The sequence below is a fragment of the Amycolatopsis sp. YIM 10 genome (genome assembly GCF_009429145.1).
Lineage (GTDB): Bacteria > Actinomycetota > Actinomycetes > Mycobacteriales > Pseudonocardiaceae > Amycolatopsis.
The window spans coordinates 2209754-2227403 of sequence record NZ_CP045480.1 but is presented as its reverse complement, the minus strand read 5'-3'; the positions used below and the strand labels follow the sequence as shown (position 1 = coordinate 2227403).

Genomic DNA, 17650 nt, shown 5'->3' with positions numbered 1-17650 from the left:
AAACGCCGATCAGCAGCACGGCGTAGAGCAAGTCGGCCAATTCGCACCTCTCCATCTCGGATCACCCGTTTCGGTGACCGATGCGACGATGCGCCGATCACCGGCTGCGACCGATGCCGCCTAACGGGTCCTTGACGCCGTTTTCCTGGCCATTTACGCCTTTTTGACGCGCGGTGAGTCCGGCCACAACCGCGGTGACGCTTCGGGCGGAGCAGGCATACCGGGCAGACATTTCCGCGAACCCGCGTTACAACGGTGTTACGGATATTTCGCATAGCTAAGTAATCCTGCGGAGGTGAGTCTCATGTGCGGTATTACCGGCTGGATCTCCTACGAATCGGACCTGCGCACCAGGAGCGAAGTGGTGGACGCGATGACCGCCACCATGTCCTGCCGCGGCCCCGACGACTCCGGCACCTGGCTCGATGAGCACGCGGCGCTCGGGCACCGCAGGCTCGCCATCATCGATCTGCCCGGCGGGCGCCAGCCGATGACCGAACGCACCCCGTCCGGCGACGTCGTGCTGGTCTACAGCGGTGAGGCGTACAACTACGCCGAACTGCGCGAAGAACTGTCGGCCAAGGGCCACCGGTTCACCACCAGCAGCGACACCGAGGTCGTGCTGCACGCGTACCTCGAATGGGGCGAGGGCGTGCCCGAGCACCTGAACGGGATGTACGCCTTCGCCGTCTGGGACGGGCGCACCCGGAAACTGCTGCTGGTGCGCGACCGGATGGGCATCAAGCCGCTGTACTACTACCCCACGCGCGACGGCGTGCTGTTCGGCTCGGAGCCGAAGGCGATCCTGGCCAATCCGGCGGCCAAGCGCGAAGTCGACCTCGACGGCCTGCGCGGCCTGCTGGCGTTCACGAAAACGCCCGGCTGGTCGCTGTGGAAGAACATGTACGAGGTCGAGCCGGGCTCCACGGTCACCGTCGACGACGCCGGCCTCCGCGAGCGCACCTACTGGAAGCTGACCGCCACCGAGCACACGGATTCCCAGGAAGCCACCGTGGCGAAGGTCCGCGAGCTGATGACCGACATCGTGCACCGGCAGCTGGTGGCCGACGTGCCGCGCTGCGTGCTGCTTTCCGGTGGACTCGACTCCAGCGCGGTCACCGGGCTCGCCGCACCGTACGTGGCGAACGAAGGCGAGCAGTTGCGCACCTTCTCGGTGGATTTCACCGGACAGGAGGAGAACTTCCAGCCCGACCGGATCCGCGCGACGCCCGATTCCCCGTACATCCGCGACGTGGCGAACCTGGTCGGCTCGGCGCACCGGAACGTGGTGCTCGACTCGGCCGCGCTGAGCGATCCCGAAGTGCGGCGGGCCGTGGTCCGGGCGCGCGACATGCCCGGCGGCATGGGCGACATGGACACCTCGCTGTACCTGTTGTTCAAGGCGATCCGCGAGCAGTCGACGGTGGCGCTGTCCGGTGAGTCGGCGGACGAGGTGTTCGGCGGTTACCTGTGGTTCCACGACCAGGCCGCCCGCGACGCCGACACGTTCCCCTGGATGGCCTACAACGAGCTGACCGGCAGCCGGACCGCCATGTTGCGCGGGGAAATCACCGGCGCGCTCGACCTGGACAACTACATCGACGACCAGTACCGCACCGCCGTCGCGCAGGTGGACCACCTCGACGGGGAAAGCGAACTGGAACACAAGATGCGCACGATCTGCCATCTGCACCTGACCCGGTTCGTGCGATCGCTGCTCGACCGGAAGGACCGCGCCTCGATGGCGGTCGGTCTGGAGGTGCGCGTACCGTTCTGCGATCACCGGCTGGTCGAATACGTCTACAACACCCCGTGGTCGCTGAAGACCTTCGACGGCCGGGAGAAAAGCCTGCTGCGGCACGCGACCAAGCACGTGCTGCCGGAGTCGGTGGCGTCGCGGGTGAAGAGCCCGTACCCGTCGACGCAGGATCCGCACTACGCGGAAGCGCTGCAGAAGCAGGCGCGGGAACTGGTGGCCGATCGCGACGCGGCGGTGTTCCAGCTGGCGGACCGGGAATGGGTGACCAAGGCGGCGGAGTTGGACTCGGCGGAGGTGAGCGGCGAGGTGCGCCACGGCCTCGACCGGGTGCTCGAACTGCAGACGTGGTTCGAGGAATACACCCCAACCCTTACGCTCGGCTAACCTTTCGCCGGTTAACCCCGTGTCAAATGTCTTTCCCATGCAGAAGTGTGACGGTCATGCGTATATGATGAAAGGAGTCACGCAGAAGGGGATCCCCATGGGAGAGCCGCCCGGAGGCGAAACGCCGAACTCCGAGCTGGTCGCGAGTTACGGCAAGCTGTTGCGGCTGGTCCGCAGCGGGCAGGCACAGACCAGACCGGCCCTGTCCGAATGGACCGGGCTGGGCCGGACCGCGGTCACCCAGCGGATCACCACGCTGCTGAACGCCGGGCTGCTGGAGGAGGGGGAACTCAACCCCTCCACCGGCGGCCGCCAGGCGCGGACGCTGCGGTTCCGCAAGGACGCCGGGCGCATCCTGACCGCGGAGCTGGGCGCCACCAGCTTCATCGCGGGCATCACCGACCTGGCCGGGACCGTGCTCGCCGTCGCGCACTGCGACTGCGACATCGCGGCGGGCCCGGAGAACGTGCTCGACGAGGTGGAAGCCACGCTCGACAAGCTGTGGTCCGAACACGGTGAGGAGGACCTCGGCATCTGGGGCGTCGGCCTCGGCTTGCCGGGCCCGGTCGAGTTCGCCACCGGGCGGCCGTCCGAACCACCGATCATGCCCGGCTGGAACAACTACCCGGTGCGTGACCGCCTCGGCGCGAAGTACCGCGCGCCGGTGTGGGTGGACAACGAGGTGAACCTGCTCTGCCTCGGCGAGCTGCGGGATCCGGCCGCGCGCGGGCACGAGCACGGCGGCGACCTGCTCTACGTCAAGATCGGCACCGGGATCGGCGCGGGCATCAGCAACGGCGGATCGCTGCACCGCGGCGCGCAGGGCTGCGCGGGTGACATCGGCCACGCCGCGGTCGCGGACGAGGGCCCGGCGGGCGAAGTCGTCTGCCGCTGCGGGAAAACCGGGTGCCTGGAAGCGCTCGCGGGCGGTTCGGCGCTGGCCCGCGACGGCGAGGAACTGGCGCGCACCGGGCAGAGCGAGGCACTGGCGCGGGTGCTGGCCGAAACGGGTCGCATCACCGCCGCCGACGTCACCGCGGCCGCGCGCTCCGGCGACCACCAGGCGGTGCGGCTGCTGGTCGCGGCGGGCAAGCGGATCGGCTCGATGCTCGCCACCATGGTCAACTTCTACAACCCGTCGACCATTCTCCTCGGCGGCAAGATCGCCGGCGCCGGTGACCTCTTCCTGGCCACCATTCGCGAGACCATCTACCGCCGCTCGCTCCCACTGTCCACAAGGGAGCTTCGCATCGACAAGGCGCGGCTCGGCGAGGAAGGCGGCCTGATCGGGGCCGCGCACATGGTCCTGGACGAACTGTTCGACCCGGAGTTCTTCGCCCGCTGGCTGCCGGACGGCTCCCCGGCGGGCCGCCCGGAACTGCTCGCCGCCGTCTGACCCCGGCCGCCCTCCATGGCGACGCGGGTCACAGTCTGAGAAGTGGCTGTGAACTGGCGTTTTCGGGCATGCGGCGAGGGGTAGGCACGTTGTGAGAAGCAGAGAGGTGAGAACAATGACCACAGCTTTCTCGCAGACCACGTTCACCAGGAACCAGGCCACCCCGCAGCTGCCGACCATGCCCAGCGGCTGGCCGATCGGGTCCTACGACTCGTACGAGGGCGCGCAGCGCGCCGTCGACCACCTCGCCGACAGCAAGTTCCCGGTCGAGGACGTGACCATCGTCGGTGTCGAGCCGATGCTGGTCGAACGCGTCGCCGGGCGGCTTAGCTGGGGGAAGGTGCTGACCAGCGGGGCGCTGTCCGGCGCCTGGTTCGGTCTCTTCGTCGGGCTGCTGCTGAGCATGTTCACCGCGGGCGCCGGCTTCGCGCCGATCCTGATCGGCCTGGTGGCCGGTGTCGGGTTCGGCATGGTGTTCTCGGCGATCGGCTACGGCGCCACCCGCGGCAAGCGCGACTTCGTCTCGAGCAGCCAGCTGGTGGCCCGCCGCTACGACGTGCTTTCCCAGCCGCGCAACGCGGAGAAGGGTCGTGAGCTGCTCTCGCAGCTGGAGCTGACCCGGACGTCGTTCTGACAGGACAGTCCACATCGGACATAACTGAAGCCGGAAGATGAAGCGAGGAGCGGGCCCCGACGCCCGCTCCTCGCTTCGCGCGCGCACCCTCAGCCGGTCGGCGTGGGTGCGGTGGCCGGTGCCGACGGGGTCGGCGGTGGCGTCGGCGTCGGCTGCGGGGCCGACGGGGTCGGTGAAGGCACGCCAGGAGGCGGTACCGGCACCTTCGGGATCGCCGCGGTGAACGGCACGCCCGGCACCAACCGGCAGCCCGGCCGGTAGGCGTTGTACCCGTTGTAGCCGCCCTGGTCGTCGTACCCGTACTGGTCGACTTCCGGGCGCGGGTACTGGTTGTCCGCCCCTTCGCGCTGCCGCGTGCCGGTCCCCGGCTCACAGCCGTACCGCGGCAGCGTCAGCGGCTTGCCGTCCTGGTCGAACAGGTAGACCTCGGTGAGCGGCTTGCCCTGGGCGTCGAACGCGTAGATGTTCTCCACCTGCGAGTTGCCGTAGCTCAGCACCGGCAGCCCGCCGGACGTGATCGAGGCCTGCTGGTACGAGCCGCCGTAACCGCCGTATCCCCTGGTCGCCGCCCTGAACAGACCCTCGGTGGCCAGCCCGAGCACCACGCCGACCACCAGCGCCGACACCGGCAGGCTGAGCCACAGCCACTTGCGGTCGGTCACCGACTTCGGCCCGAACCACACGGTCACCACGGCGATCACGACCAGCCCTGCCAGTGCCAGCATGCCTTCGCGGCCCTCGTCCAAGAACAACAGCAGGCCGAACACCACGAGCACGGCCGCGCACAGCAGCCACCACGCCGGACGCAGCGACTTCAGGTACGCCAATGCCTTCGACTCGCGCCCCATCGCCGTGCGCAGCGGCTTCAGCTCGGGCAGCCTGCTCAGCGCGCCATCCCCCTGCCGCGCCAGGTACCAGCCGCCCGCGGCGAGCACCGCGGCCGCCGGGACCAGCAGGGCCATCGCCTCGGCGGACAGGCTCCCCGCCGTCACCACGCCGTACGGCACCAGGATGACGATCATCGCGGCCAGGCTCCACAACGCCAGCCGCGAGCCGAGGTCGGAGCTGATCTTGCTGCCACCGGCCTGTTCCGGCGCCGGGTAGTCACCCGCCGCCCGCAGCTCCGCGGCGTAGCTCTCCGGCGAGCCGAGCCGCTCGGTCATCGCCGCGATCGTGCCCTCCTCGCCCAGCTCGGCGCCGATCTCGAGCAGGTGCGGACGGACGTCCTCGAGTATTTCGTCCACTTCGGCCGGCGGCAGGTCGGCCAACGCGGTCCGAACCCTCGCCAGGTAGTCCCGCACGACGGCGGGAGTCTGGGTGCTCATGCTGCCTCTCCCAACAGGCTGTCCATCGTCTTGGCGAAAGTGGTCCAGGTTTTCCCCGACTCCGCCAGCCGCTGACGCCCCGACTCGTTCAAGCTGTAGTACTTGCGGTGCGGTCCCTCTTCGCTGGGCACGACGTACGACGTCAGCAACCCCGCCTTGTACAACCGCCGCAGCGTGCCGTACACCGACGCGTCGCCGACCTCCTCCAGCCCGGCCTGTCTCAACCGGCGAAGGACGTCGTAGCCGTAACCGTCGTGCCCGCGGAGCACCGCGAGCACCGCGAGATCGAGCACCCCTTTGAGTAACTGACTGATCTCCACCGGTTCCCTCCAGTCCTGCGCCGCGAACACTAGCACGCATTGCACAGTAGCGTGCACAAGAGACGGCCGTTCGGGGGTAGATTTTTGCTCAGGCCCTGGTCAGCCGGGGTTTCGGCTGGCAACGCGGGCAGGAGAACGACGAGCGGTTCATGAACGGGTCGCGCCGGATCGGCGTGCCGCAGCGACGGCAGGGCCGCCCCTCCCGCCCGTAGGCGTCCAGGGAGCGTTCGAAGTAACCCGACTGACCGTTGACGTTGACGTACAACGCGTCGAACGAGGTGCCACCGACCAGCAGCGCCTCGCTCATCACGTCGGTGGCAGCCTGGAGCAGGGCCGCGCCCTGCTTGGTGGTGAGCTTCTCGGCAGGCCGCGCCCAGTGCAGGCGCGAGCGCCACAGCGCCTCGTCGGCGTAGATGTTGCCGACCCCGGAAACCAGGGTCTGGTCCAGCAGCGCGCGCTTGACCTCGGTGCGACGGGAACGCAGCGCTTTGACCGCGAGAACCGGATCGAAGGCCGGGTCCATCGGGTCGCGCGCGATGTGCGCGATGGTGCTCGGCAGCAGCGTGCCGTCGGCGTCGACCAGTTCGGCCAGCGCCAGTCCGCCGAACGTGCGCTGGTCGACGAACCGCAGTTCGGGACCGTCGTCGTCGAAGCGGACGCGGAGGCGCAGGTGCTTCTCGTCCGGCGCGTCCGAGGGCTGCATCAGCATCTGGCCGCTCATGCCCAGGTGGGCGAGCACGGCCTCCTGGCCGGACAGTTCCAGCCACAGGTACTTGCCGCGGCGGCGGGCGGCGAGCACCCGCTCCCCCGCGAGCCTGCCGGAGAAGTCCGCCGCGCCTTCCACGTGCCGCCGGATCGCCCGCGGGTGCAGCACGGCGACCTCGGCGATCGTCCGCCCGGAAACATGCCTTTCGAGACCGGCGCGAACGACCTCGACCTCAGGCAGTTCCGGCATCGCCCTGCTGGTTGAGTTCCTCGTTGAGGGTGCGCCAAGCGGCCTCGGCGGCCTTCTGCTCGGCTTCCTTCTTCGTGGTGCCGACCCCGTGGCCCAGCGTCCGCCCGGCGATGATCACCTTGGCGCTGAACTCCTTGCGGTGGTCGGGACCGGTGTCCTCGACCTGGTACTCGGGCACGCCGAGACCGGCCGAAGCGGTCTGCTCCTGGAGGCTGGTCTTCCAGTCCAGGCCGGCCCCGCGCAGCGGGACCTCGGCCAGCAGGCTGTCGAAGAGGTGGTGCACCAGCTTGCGCGCGGTCTCGATGCCGTGCGCGAGATAGGTGGCTCCTATGACGGCTTCGAGGCCGTCGGCGAGAATGCTCGCCTTGTCGCGGCCGCCGGTCAGCTCCTCGCCCTTGCCGAGCAGCAGGTGCGCGCCGAGACCGCCGTCACCGAGTCCGCGGGCGACCCCGGCCAGCGCGTGCATGTTCACCACGCTGGCCCGCAGCTTCGCCAGCTGGCCCTCCGGCAGATCCGGGTGCTCGTTGTAGAGGTGGTCGGTGACGACCAGGCCGAGCACCGCGTCGCCGAGGAACTCGAGCCGCTCGTTCGGCAGCAGCCCGCCGTTCTCGTAGGCGTAGGACCGGTGGGTCAGGGAAAGCCGAAGGAGCTCGGCGTCCAAGGTGACGCCGAGCGCCTCGAGCAAGGGCGTCGGATCGCTTGCCGGACCGGTGGGCGATTTTCCCCCCATGTCTCAGCTACCTCAGGCGGGCTCGACGACCTGACGACCGTCGTACTGGCCGCAGGTCGGGCAGGCGATGTGCTGCGGCTTGGGCGCCTTGCAGGCACGGTTGGAGCAGGGCACCAGCTGCACCGGGGCGGCCTTCCACTGGGCGCGGCGCGAGCGGGTGTTGGAACGCGACATCTTCCGCTTGGGGACGGCCACGACTGGTTCTCCTCAATCACGATCTGCCCGCGTGCGCGGGCATGCTTGCGGTCTACGAGCTGGCGCTCGTCAGGCTTGCTTGTCCGGGCCGGACGCCGGATCCTCGTCGAAACGCTCGACCAGCGCGGCCCACCGAGGGTCTATGGTCTCATGCCCGTGTCCGGGCTCGAGATCGGCCCACTTCACCCCGCACTCGCTGCACAGACCGGCGCAGTCGTCGGTGCACAGCGGGGCCAGCGGCAGGGCGAGCACCACCGCGTCCCGCACCGCGGGCTCGAGATCGATCCGGTCGTCGACCAGGCGCATGATCTCGTCTTCGTCGGTGGTCTCCTCGGTGGTGGAGTCCGGGTAGGCGTACAGCTCGGTCAGGTCGACCTCGACCTCGTCGGAGATCGGGTCGAGGCAGCGCGAGCAGTGCCCGGTCACCGGGGCCGCCGCGGTGCCGGTGACCAGCACGCCCTCGACCACGGACTCGAGCAGCAGGTCCAGCTCCACCTTCGCGCCTTCGGGCACCACGATCACGTCGAGCACGCCGAGGGGCTTGGTGACCTCGACATCGCGCTGCACGGCGCGGCTGAGGCCGGCCCGGCGGCCGAGTTCGCGGGTGTCGAGCACCCAGGGACTGCGCGCGTCGAGATGCGACGCGCTCTTGTCTTCAGACATGACTCTCTCTGCTACGAGGTTCTCGGGCAGCACTCGGAACCGGAGTGCGCAACCTCACCACTGTACGCGACCACGCGGGCCGGCATCACGCCTGGTAGTCGTAGACGGTGTTGCGCCCGAGGCCGGTCGGGGCCCGCAGGTGGTTGCGGCCGGAGTCGACCGTGCGCAGCGTGGTCGAGAGCAGTTCGGAGAACTCGGCGAGCTTGCCGTCGACGTAGGCGTCGCAGTCGGCGCGCTGGCGGTCGGCCTCGCCGTGCGCCTCGTCGACGATGCGGGCGGCCTCGGCGTGCGCGGCCTGGACCACCTCGGTCTGCGCGACCAGCCGCGCCTGCTCGGCCCGGCCCTCGTCGATCGCGCGGTCGTAGGCGTCGCGACCGGCCTGGATCATCCGCTCGGACTCGGCGCGGGAGCGCTCGGTGAGGTTCTGGTACTCGGCCTGGCCCGCGGCCACCGTGCGGTCGGCGTCGGCGTGCGCGTCGGCGACCATCTGCTCGGCGCGGGCGCGGGCGTCGGCGAGCAGCCGTTCGGCCTCGGCGGTGGCCTCGGCGATGGTGCGCTCGGCGTCGGCGTTCGCGCCGGTCACCGTGGTCTCCGCCTCGTGGCGGGCCTTGTTGATCAGCTCGTCGCGCTTGTCCAGCACGTCCTGGGCGTCGTCGACCTCGCTCGGCAGCGCGTCGCGGACGTCGTCGAGCAGTTCGAGGACATCACCGCGCGGGACCACGCAACTGGCGGTCATCGGCACGCCGCGTGCCTCTTCCACGATGGTGACCAGTTCGTCTAGGGCCTCGAACACCCGGTACACGGCAACTCCCTCACGGCAGAACTTCCCACTTCGCCAGGTCCCAGTCTGCCCGTCCCCCCGGTGGAACGCCGTGAAGAAGGGTCACCCGGCGTGTCCGCCACGACCGGGTGACCCCACCGGCGATCAGACCGTGACCAGCACGAAGCTCTCGTAGTGGTCCGCGGTGTAGAAGTACTCGTCGCCCTCGCCCTTGACGATGCGGCGCGCACCGCGGTCGGAACTGCCCGGGGTTTCCACGGTGTACTCGCGGTAGTAGCCGGAGTCGCACAGCGGCAGCAACTTCTCGCGGTTCTGGAAGACGGTGTCGTCCTGCGGGTACGGGTAGGGGCCGCCCTGCTGGATCAGGTCGTAGGTCTCGCTCGCCTCGGCGGGCAGAGAGTCCAATGGGGACTTCTCGAAGCCGGAGGTGTCGCCGCACTCGGCCTGCACCGAGACAGGAGCCGGGACGGGCGCGGGAGCCGCCGAGACGGCGGTGGCCCCGCCGAAGAAGGCGACCAGGATTGCCAGCAGAACGCCTGCTACACGCGACTTTTGGTTAATCATTTTCGAACCGTAGCCCGATCACGTGATCATCGGGAGACGCCGGCGTGAACTCGGTCCGAGCGAACGGGACCAATCGGGTGGCTCGTACGGCCGAACGGCCTAACGTTCGAGTCGTCAGCGCTGCTCGGCGAGGCGTTCCAGGAGCTTGGTGTGGACCACCTCGGGCAGCAGGTGCGAGACGTCGCCGCCGTAGGTGGCCACCTCCTTGACCAGCGAGCTGGACAGGAAGCTGTACTCCGGGTTCGTCGGCATGAACAGCGTCTCCACCCCGCTCAGCCGGTGGTTCATCTGCGCCATCTGCAGCTCGTAGTCGAAGTCGCTGACCGCGCGCAGGCCCTTGGTGATGGCCACGATGTCGTTCTCGCGGCAGTAGTCGACCAGCAGGCCCTGCCACGAGTCCACCCGCACGTTGGGAATGGCGGTCACCGCGGAGGTGATCAGGTCCATCCGCTCCTCGATCGAGAACAGGCCGTGCTTCTTGGGGTTCACCATGACCGTGACCACGACCTCGTCGAACAGCTTGGCCGCCCGTTCGAAGACGTCGATGTGCCCAAGGGTGACCGGATCGTAGGAACCGGGACAGACCGCGCGCCGCATGACGCGGACGCTATCAACTCCCGGTGAATTCGGCCCAGTGCAGCGCCGTGTCGCCGTACCGCTTGGTGCGCAACGGCTCCAGACCGTCCGGCCAGGACGGTTCCCCGTCGCGCAGCGCCCGCTCGACGATCACCAGCCCGCCGGGCACCAGCCAGCCGCCGGTGACCAGCGCGGCGAGCACCGCCGCCAGTTGCGCCGCGCCGAGGTCGTACGGCGGATCGGCGAGCACCAGGTCGAAGGGCCCGTCGGCACCGGCGGCGAGCACCGTCTCGGCCTTGCCGTGGCGCACCCCGCCGCCGAGTGCGAGTGCGGTCACATTTCCGCGCAGCACGTCGGCCGCGCGCTTGTCCGCCTCGACGAAAACCGCCTCGCGCGCACCCCGCGAAAGAGCCTCCAGTCCCAGCGCGCCGGTGCCGGCGTAGAGGTCGAGCACGCGGGCCCCGTCCAGCTCACCAGCCACTTCCAGGGCGTTGAACAAGGCTTCGCGGACCCGCTCGGAGGTCGGCCGGGTGCCCTTCGGCGGCACCTTCAGCTTCCGGCCACCGGCGCTGCCCGCCACGATCCTGGTCACGGTGGAATGGTCGCACCTGTGTTTTTGGGCAGGACTGGCTGTACCCCGGCACGGGGACGCGTATTGTCGTTCTTCCCCTTCCCGGCGAGTGAGCTGTAGGAGCGCTGCGTGTCGGAACCTCGGGTCAGACGGGCCGAGATCGCCATCGAACAGACCCATGTCGATCGGGTCTACACCCGTCTCGCGGAACTGCGGACCCAAGCCGAGGCGATGCGCGCCAAGGGCTACGAACTCGGTCACGGCGCCCAGACCGAGGCCGTGTTCGAGCAGGCGTCCATGCTCTTCGAGCGGGACATGATGGTCTACCACGCCAACCAGACCCTGCAGACGCTCGACGCCGAGTACGAGGGCCTGGTCTTCGGCAGGCTCGACCACGCCTCCGACGACGAGCCGATCTACGTCGGCCGCCTCGGCATCCGCGACGCCGAGTTCGACAACCTGGTCACCGACTGGCGCGCGCCGGCCGCGGCCGCGTTCTACCAGGCCACCGCCGAAGAACCGATGGACGTGGTGCGCCGCCGGGTGATCCGCTGCTCCGGGCAGACCGTGCTCGACGTGGACGACGACGTGCTGATGGCCGACGCCGTGCCGGAGAACATGCAGATCGTCGGCGAGGGCGCGCTGATGGCCGCGCTCGGCCGGTCCCGCGGCGAGAAGATGCGCGACATCGTCGCCACCATCCAGCGCGAGCAGGACGAGGTGATCCGCGCGCCGTGGCGCGGGGTCACCGAGATCACCGGCGGTCCCGGCACCGGCAAGACCGCGGTCGCCCTGCACCGCGCCGCCTACCTGCTCTACCGCCACCGCCGCCAGCTCGGCGGCGCCGGGGTGCTGGTGGTCGGCCCGTCCGGGGTGTTCACCAACTACATCTCGCGTGTGCTCCCCGCCATGGGTGAGACGAACGTGGAGCTGCGCGCGCTCGGTGAACTGCTCGACGGCGCCAACGGCACGCACCAGGACCCGGCCCGCCTCGCCGCGATCAAGGGTTCCTCGCGGATGCGCAAGCTGCTCGCGCGCGCCATGCGGGACACCCCGCCGGACGCGCCGACCGAGATGCGCATCGTCTACAAGGGCGAGGTGCTCAAGCTCGACGCGAAGGAGCTGGAGAAGGTCCGCCGCAAGGTGCACACCCAGGGCGGGCCGCCGAACCGGTCCCGCGTGCGCGCCGCGGAGACCCTGCTCGAAGCGCTGGCCGACAAGGCCGACGCGCACGCGAAGGCCGACGGCCGCACGTCCGACCGGGCCGAGCTGATCACCGATCTGGGTGAGCGCATCGACTTCCACCGGTTCCTGGTGGTGTGGTGGCCGGTGCTGCACCCGGCCGAGGTGCTGCGCTGGCTCGGCGACGAGCGGCGGCTGGCCCGCTCCGGCAAGCAGCTGCTCAACCGCGAGGAGATCACCCTGCTCGCGCGTTCACTGGCCGACGAGAGCACCGGCTGGTCGGTGGCCGACATCGCGCTGCTCGACGAGCTGCGCGTGCTGATCGGCCCGCCGCCGAAGCGCCGTCGCCGCGCCCAGTCGATCGAGCTGGACGCCGCCCCGGTCGCGCGTGGTTCCACCGGCACCGGCCCGCAGCGGCCGGAGCACTACGACGAGTACTCGCACATCGTGGTCGACGAGTCGCAGGACCTCTCGCCGATGCAGTGGCGGATGGTCGGGCGGCGCGGGAAGTACGCCAGCTGGACCGTGGTCGGCGACCCGGTGCAGAGTTCGTGGCCGGATCCGCCCGAGGCCGCGCAGGCCAGGGAGCAGGCGTTCGGCCGCGGCACCGCGCACCGGCGGTACACGCTGCGCACCAACTACCGGAACTCGGCGGAGATCTTCGACCTGGCGGCCAAGGTGGTCGCGGGCCAGGCCGAGGCCGACGAGCTGCCGAAGGCGGTGCGCACCACCGGGCTGGAGCCCGAGGTCCGCCCGGTCGACCCGGCCGCGTGGGAAAGCTCGGTGCAGGCGGCGGCCAAGGAGCTGATGGGCGCGGTCGAGGGCACGGTCGGCGTGATCTGTGCCATGGACCGGGTGCCCGAGGTCGAGCGCTGGCTGGCCGGGCAGGCCGACGAACGGCTCAAGGTGGTCGGCAGCCTGGACTCGAAGGGCCTGGAGTACGACGCGGTGGTGCTGGTGGAACCGGCCGAGCTGATCACCGAGTCGTCGACCGGACGCCGCGTGCTCTACGTCGCGCTGACCCGCGCGACGCAGCAGCTGACCGTGCTGGCTTCCGATCCCTCCTGGCTTCCGTAGGGAAGTTTTCGCGGCCCGCGCGCGTTCACTCCAGGCGTGAGTTCACTGTCTGAAGTGCCCCTGTCCGTGCTCGACCTGGCGCCGATCGTCAGCGGGTCGGACGCGCGGGCCGCGCTGGAGAGCAGCGTCGAGCTGGCCAAGTTCACCGAGCGCCTCGGTTACCACCGCTACTGGGTGGCCGAGCACCACAACATGCCGGGCATCGCCAGCTCCGCCACCTCGGTGCTGATGAGCCACATCGCCACCGCCACCGAGCGCATCCGCGTCGGCTCCGGCGGCATCATGCTGCCCAACCACGCGCCGCTGGTGATCGCGGAGCAGTTCGGCATGCTCGAGGCCTTCCACCCGGGCCGCATCGACCTGGGCATCGGCCGCGCGCCGGGCACCGACCAGCGCACCGCGCTCGCCCTGCGCGGCGCCGCCGGACTGTCCGCCGACGACTTCCCGCAGAAGCTCCAGGAACTGCGCAGTTACTTCGAGCCGGGCGAGGGGCGGGCGGTCCGCGCGTTCCCCGCCGAGGGATACCAGGTGCCGGTGTGGCTGCTCGGGTCGAGCGGGTTCAGCGCCCAGCTCGCCGGCGCGCTCGGCCTGCCGTTCAGCTTCGCGCACCACTTCAGCGCGCAGAACACCATCCCGGCGGTGCGCCTCTACCGCGAGTCGTTCCAGCCGTCCGAGGTGCTCGACGAGCCGTACGTGATGCTCGGCGTGTCCGTGCTCGCCGCGGACACCGACGAGCACGCGCGCTACCTGGCCGGTCCGAGCGCGCTGACCTTCCTCAGCCTGCGCCGCGGCAAGCCGATCCCGCTGCCGACGCCGGAGGAAGCCGCCGCGTACCCGTACAGCGACGTCGACACCATGTTCGTCGACGAGCGGCTCTCCACCACCGTGCTCGGCTCGCCGGAAACCGTGCGCAAGGGCCTCGAAGCGCTGCTCGAGGACACCGACGCCGACGAGCTGATGATCACCACCATGGTCCACGGCGACGAGGATCGGAAGCGCTCCTACGAGCTGGTCACTTCAGTGCGAGGCTGAACCGGTCGGCGGCGGCGATCGCGAACACGCCCGATCCCGCCGTCGCGGGCACCGCGGTCGCGCTGCTGTTGCTCCAGCCCCAGGCGATCACCTTGCCGGTGGACAGCAGCGCGACGCTGTGCGTCCAGCCCGCCGCGATCGCCTTCACCCCGACCGCGGTGGCGGGCACGTCGGTCTGCTTGTACTCGTTGTTGCCCCAGGCGATCACCGTGCCGTCGGACTTGAGCGCGAGGCTGTGCTCCCAGCCGGCGGAGATCGCGGTGACCCCGGACTTCGCCGCGGCGGGCACGTCGAGCTGTCCCCATTCGTTGCCGCCCCAGGCGATGACACCGCCGTTCTTCAGCACGAGGTTGTGGTCGCCGCCGACGGCGATCGCGCTCACCCCGGACTGCGCCTCGGGTGGCACGTCGTCGCGCAGGCCCCAGCTGACCACCTGCCCGCCCTGCTTCAGCGCGAGGCTGTGGAAACCGAAGGCGGAGATGGCGGTGACCCCGGCCTTGGCCGCGTCGGGGATCTTCAGCTGTCCGAACCAGTCGTTGCCCCAGGCGACGACACCGCCGTTCTTGAGCGCGAGGCTGTGCCCCCAGCCGGCGGCGAGCGCGGTGGCGCCCTGCGCCGCGGCCGGTACGACGGTCTGCCCGTAGGTGTTGTTGCCCCAGGCGACGACAGTGCCGTCCGCCTTGCGCGCGAGCGCGTGCACCCCGCCGACGCGTACCTCGGCCACTCCGGCGGTCAGCCCGGCGGGCACCGGCCGCTGCTGCCAGATCCCGTTGCCCCACGCGATGACGCCGCCCGTTCCGTCCGCGGCCGCGGCGGTCTCCACCGGCGGTGCGGCCGCGGCTTCGGCAGCGGAGGAAGGGGCGGCGGGCGGCGGCACGACGGGCCCCGGCTCCACCGACACCGCGGTCAGCGCACCGGCCAGCAGCAGTCCCGCTCCCAGCGCGCCCACCACGAGCGAAGCCGATTTCCGCATTGTTCCTCCGGAGCATCACCTACGGCCATTCGGCCGAACGCGGCATGGGTAGAAGACACCTGGACTTTACGGCAGGACGAAGCCGAACACGGACAGTCGCGGTCGCGGAGGCCATTTTTCATACGCTGGTGACAAAGCCGGGATTGCCGATCGGGCCGGGGTGACAAATTCACCGATACAGGAGCCGAGTTTGCCCTGGATTCCTTGCCGCCTCTTGATTCGCCAGGACACGCGCTCGTAATCTACTAGCGGGTAACCCGAGAACGGACGGTGTAAAAAGGGGGACTCTGCCGTCCGGTATCAGCTCTACCCCGGGATCGATCTCCACTTTACTCGGCCGCCGAAGATTCGGCGAGCAGCCGCCGTGCCCGTTTTATGCGGACCAGCAGAACGATTGAGGAGATTATCGCTAATGTCACGACGATTCGGCAGACTCTTCGCCGGGATGGCGACCACGAGCATGGTACTCGGCCTGACCATGGCCGGTGCCGGCACCGCGCTGGCCGCGGACCAGGCGTACAGCACCACCACCACGCTGACCTACACCTGCAACTACCCGCTGATCGGTGAGAACCTCCTCGACGTCACGGCCACCTTCCAGGGTCCGGACGCGGTCAGCGGCGGCGGCACCTTCCAGGCCCACACCGTGACGGCCGTGGCCACCGTGCCCGCCGACGTGGTCAGCGCCCTGTACTTCCTCGGTGGCATCGACGGCGTCCGCGGCACCGCCGACGCCAGCGTCGCCGTCTCGGGTGGGAGCCCGGCCACGGTGAACGTGACCGACCTCGGGGTGGCGGAGCAGTTCGTCGCCGACCCGAACGCGCCCTTCCCGGTCAACGCGGCCCAGACCTCGAGCACGGTCGTGCCCGCCATCACCGCGGGTGCGACGGGCCAGACGCTCACCGCGTCGCTCGGCGAAACCTTCTCGGCGTCGCTGGACTTCCACTACACCAACGCCACCCCCGAATGGCAGGGTCCGGAAGCCTTCGACTGCACGCTCAACGACGGCCAGACGCCGGCCTTCTCGCCGTCGCTGACCATCGGCTGACCGGCGGTAGTAGATTTCCCCGGCGCTCCGGCCACGCCCCCGACGCGTGGCCGGAGTTTCCGGCATTTCTGGCTCTGGCGGAGGAACGCGGATGGCACAGAAACAACTCCGGGACAAGCTCGGCACCACGGCGGCCGTCGCGCTGCTCGCCGCCGGACTGACCAGTGGGCTGACCGGAGCGGGTTCCGCCGCCCCGGAAGCACCCGAAGCACCGGCCGAGAGCACCCCGGTGTCGCTGGCGCTGACCTACGACTGCACGTTCGGCACCAGCGAACCGCAGGCGGTCGGCCTCACCATCGACACCACCCTGCCCAGCTCGGTGCTCGTCGGGGAACCGGTCGCCGCGGGCCCGCTCGACGCGGAACTGGTCCTGCCGGAAACGCTGTGGCCCGCGCTCGGCGCGCCCGCCTCGATCGAAGGCACGGTCACCACGAATCTGCTCGGCGTGCAGGACTCGAAGCCGGAGACGGTTTCCGCGGAGTTGCCGGTGCCGTCGACGCCGGTGCCCCCGACCGGCGCTTTGACGGTGAAGTCCGCGGGCACGATCCCGGTGTGGCAGACCAGCGCGGCGGGGTCGCTGACCGTTTCCGTCGGCCCGCCGTCGATCGTGCTGACCACCCAGCCGGCCGAGGGCACCATGGGCACCGAGGTCCTCGTCGAATCGGTCTGCGAGCCGGCGCCGGAACAGGACCCGCTGCTGGGTTCGGTGGCGATCCTGCTGCCCGGTGAACCCGTGCCGCCGCCGGGAACCGCTCCCCTGCCCGGCATGCCCGGACCGGACGGCGTCGTGCCGGGTCTCCCCGTCGCCCCCGGTGCGCAGGCGGCCGAAGCCGGTCCCGGCGCTCTGGCCGCCGCGCCGCCGATCTTCCCGCTCACCGCGCAGTACATCAACGGCGAGTCCACGGTGAAGAAAACCGGGGCGAAGGTGGTGCTCGGCCCGGGCCTGCTGGCCAACGGCGGGTCGTACATCAATCCGGCGGGCATCCGCGGTGACGTGGCGCTGCCGAAGGCGAAGACCCCGTTCTACGCCTTCGACTTCCTGCCGGTGACCGGGCTGGCGGAGTTCCTGCCCGCGAACGACCCGAACGGGAAGCTCACCTTCACCGAGGGCACCTATCCGAAGCCGGACAGCATGCTGTTCGCGCACACCGAGGTGTACCTGCGGATCAGCGACGTGGAGATCAACGGGGTGCCGTACGACGTGGGCCCGGACTGCCGCAGCGGCAAGATCTCGCTGGACCTGTGGGGGCAGTACCTGGTGACCAGCGGTGGCACCATCGGCACCCATCCGGACGCGCCGCTGGAGTCGCAGCGGTCGTTCACCATCCCGCCGTTCAGCGGCTGCGGGGTGGAGGAGGACATATCGCCGATCCTCACCGGCCTCGTCTCGGGGCCGGGCAACCAGGTCACCCTGGTGCTCAAGACGGTCGGCAAGTAGCGCGGAACGCGGAAAGGCCCGCCCTCCCTCACGGGACGGCGGGCCTT

The 17650-nt window shown here is 69.9% G+C and carries 18 protein-coding genes; 7 read left to right on the top strand and 11 right to left on the bottom strand.

Annotated features, from left to right (window positions below; all coding sequences use genetic code 11):
• Nucleotides 1-304 precede the first annotated feature (304 nt).
• The 3 genes from asnB (at nucleotide 305) to YIM_RS11040 (ending at nucleotide 4173) form a co-directional block, all read left to right on the top strand.
• Entirely contained in the window at nucleotides 305-2143 is a 1839-nt protein-coding gene (asnB, locus tag YIM_RS11050; protein ID WP_153030266.1) for an asparagine synthase (glutamine-hydrolyzing), read from the top strand.
• Nucleotides 2144-2240: 97 nt separating this feature from the next.
• Nucleotides 2241-3539 carry an ROK family protein gene (locus tag YIM_RS11045; protein WP_153030265.1) on the top strand — a complete coding sequence of 433 codons (1299 nt, stop codon included), beginning with the start codon at nucleotides 2241-2243 and terminating at the stop codon, nucleotides 3537-3539.
• A 115-nt stretch (nucleotides 3540-3654) separates the two neighbouring features.
• Nucleotides 3655-4173 carry a general stress protein gene (locus tag YIM_RS11040; protein WP_153030264.1) on the top strand — a complete coding sequence of 173 codons (519 nt, stop codon included), beginning with the start codon at nucleotides 3655-3657 and terminating at the stop codon, nucleotides 4171-4173.
• Between the two features lie 89 nt (nucleotides 4174-4262).
• Here YIM_RS11040 and YIM_RS11035 read toward each other — a convergent pair whose 3' ends face one another.
• The 10 genes from YIM_RS11035 to rsmD all read right to left on the bottom strand — a co-directional run bounded on the left by YIM_RS11035 (nucleotide 4263) and on the right by rsmD (nucleotide 10874).
• Nucleotides 4263-5498: a DUF1700 domain-containing protein gene (locus YIM_RS11035; RefSeq protein ID WP_153030263.1), complete on the bottom strand. Its 1236-nt coding sequence runs from the start codon at nucleotides 5496-5498 to the stop codon at nucleotides 4263-4265.
• Nucleotides 5495-5818, bottom strand: coding sequence for a PadR family transcriptional regulator (locus tag YIM_RS11030; RefSeq protein WP_153036910.1), 324 nt, complete (start codon nucleotides 5816-5818; stop codon nucleotides 5495-5497). The genes YIM_RS11035 and YIM_RS11030 overlap by 4 nt, the downstream gene beginning before the upstream one ends.
• 88 nt (nucleotides 5819-5906) lie before the next feature.
• Nucleotides 5907-6773: a bifunctional DNA-formamidopyrimidine glycosylase/DNA-(apurinic or apyrimidinic site) lyase gene (gene mutM, locus YIM_RS11025; protein ID WP_153030262.1), complete on the bottom strand. Its 867-nt coding sequence runs from the start codon at nucleotides 6771-6773 to the stop codon at nucleotides 5907-5909.
• Complete coding sequence (rnc, locus tag YIM_RS11020; RefSeq protein WP_153030261.1) at nucleotides 6757-7503, bottom strand: ribonuclease III; 747 nt, start codon at nucleotides 7501-7503, stop codon at nucleotides 6757-6759. The genes mutM and rnc overlap by 17 nt, the downstream gene beginning before the upstream one ends.
• A gap of 12 nt (nucleotides 7504-7515) precedes the next feature.
• On the bottom strand, nucleotides 7516-7698 hold the full coding sequence (gene rpmF / locus YIM_RS11015) for a 50S ribosomal protein L32 (protein WP_113693552.1): 183 nt from the start codon (nucleotides 7696-7698) through the stop codon (nucleotides 7516-7518).
• 69 nt (nucleotides 7699-7767) lie between these two features.
• On the bottom strand, nucleotides 7768-8361 hold the full coding sequence (locus YIM_RS11010) for a DUF177 domain-containing protein (RefSeq protein WP_153030260.1): 594 nt from the start codon (nucleotides 8359-8361) through the stop codon (nucleotides 7768-7770).
• Nucleotides 8362-8446: 85 nt separating this feature from the next.
• Complete coding sequence (locus YIM_RS11005; RefSeq protein WP_153030259.1) at nucleotides 8447-9163, bottom strand: DivIVA domain-containing protein; 717 nt, start codon at nucleotides 9161-9163, stop codon at nucleotides 8447-8449.
• Between the two features lie 123 nt (nucleotides 9164-9286).
• Complete coding sequence (locus YIM_RS11000) at nucleotides 9287-9706, bottom strand: ribonuclease domain-containing protein (protein ID WP_153030258.1); 420 nt, start codon at nucleotides 9704-9706, stop codon at nucleotides 9287-9289.
• A gap of 114 nt (nucleotides 9707-9820) precedes the next feature.
• Complete coding sequence (gene coaD / locus YIM_RS10995) at nucleotides 9821-10303, bottom strand: pantetheine-phosphate adenylyltransferase (protein ID WP_153030257.1); 483 nt, start codon at nucleotides 10301-10303, stop codon at nucleotides 9821-9823.
• A 13-nt stretch (nucleotides 10304-10316) separates the two neighbouring features.
• On the bottom strand, nucleotides 10317-10874 hold the full coding sequence (gene rsmD / locus YIM_RS10990; protein WP_194240117.1) for a 16S rRNA (guanine(966)-N(2))-methyltransferase RsmD: 558 nt from the start codon (nucleotides 10872-10874) through the stop codon (nucleotides 10317-10319).
• A 108-nt stretch (nucleotides 10875-10982) separates the two neighbouring features.
• Here rsmD and YIM_RS10985 point away from each other — a divergent pair, with 108 nt between their 5' ends.
• Nucleotides 10983-13112, top strand: coding sequence for an AAA family ATPase (locus tag YIM_RS10985; protein WP_153030255.1), 2130 nt, complete (start codon nucleotides 10983-10985; stop codon nucleotides 13110-13112).
• Nucleotides 13113-13148: 36 nt separating this feature from the next.
• Nucleotides 13149-14144: an LLM class flavin-dependent oxidoreductase gene (locus YIM_RS10980; RefSeq protein WP_153030254.1), complete on the top strand. Its 996-nt coding sequence runs from the start codon at nucleotides 13149-13151 to the stop codon at nucleotides 14142-14144.
• Here YIM_RS10980 and YIM_RS10975 read toward each other — a convergent pair.
• A complete protein-coding gene (locus YIM_RS10975) occupies nucleotides 14125-15117 on the bottom strand; it encodes a hypothetical protein (protein ID WP_153030253.1) in 993 nt (330 codons plus the stop codon). The genes YIM_RS10980 and YIM_RS10975 overlap by 20 nt on opposite strands.
• 412 nt (nucleotides 15118-15529) lie before the next feature.
• Here YIM_RS10975 and YIM_RS10970 point away from each other — a divergent pair, with 412 nt between their 5' ends.
• A complete protein-coding gene (locus YIM_RS10970) occupies nucleotides 15530-16165 on the top strand; it encodes a DUF6801 domain-containing protein (protein ID WP_153030252.1) in 636 nt (211 codons plus the stop codon).
• A gap of 91 nt (nucleotides 16166-16256) precedes the next feature.
• Entirely contained in the window at nucleotides 16257-17603 is a 1347-nt protein-coding gene (locus YIM_RS10965) for a DUF6801 domain-containing protein (RefSeq protein ID WP_153030251.1), read from the top strand.
• Nucleotides 17604-17650 lie beyond the last annotated feature (47 nt).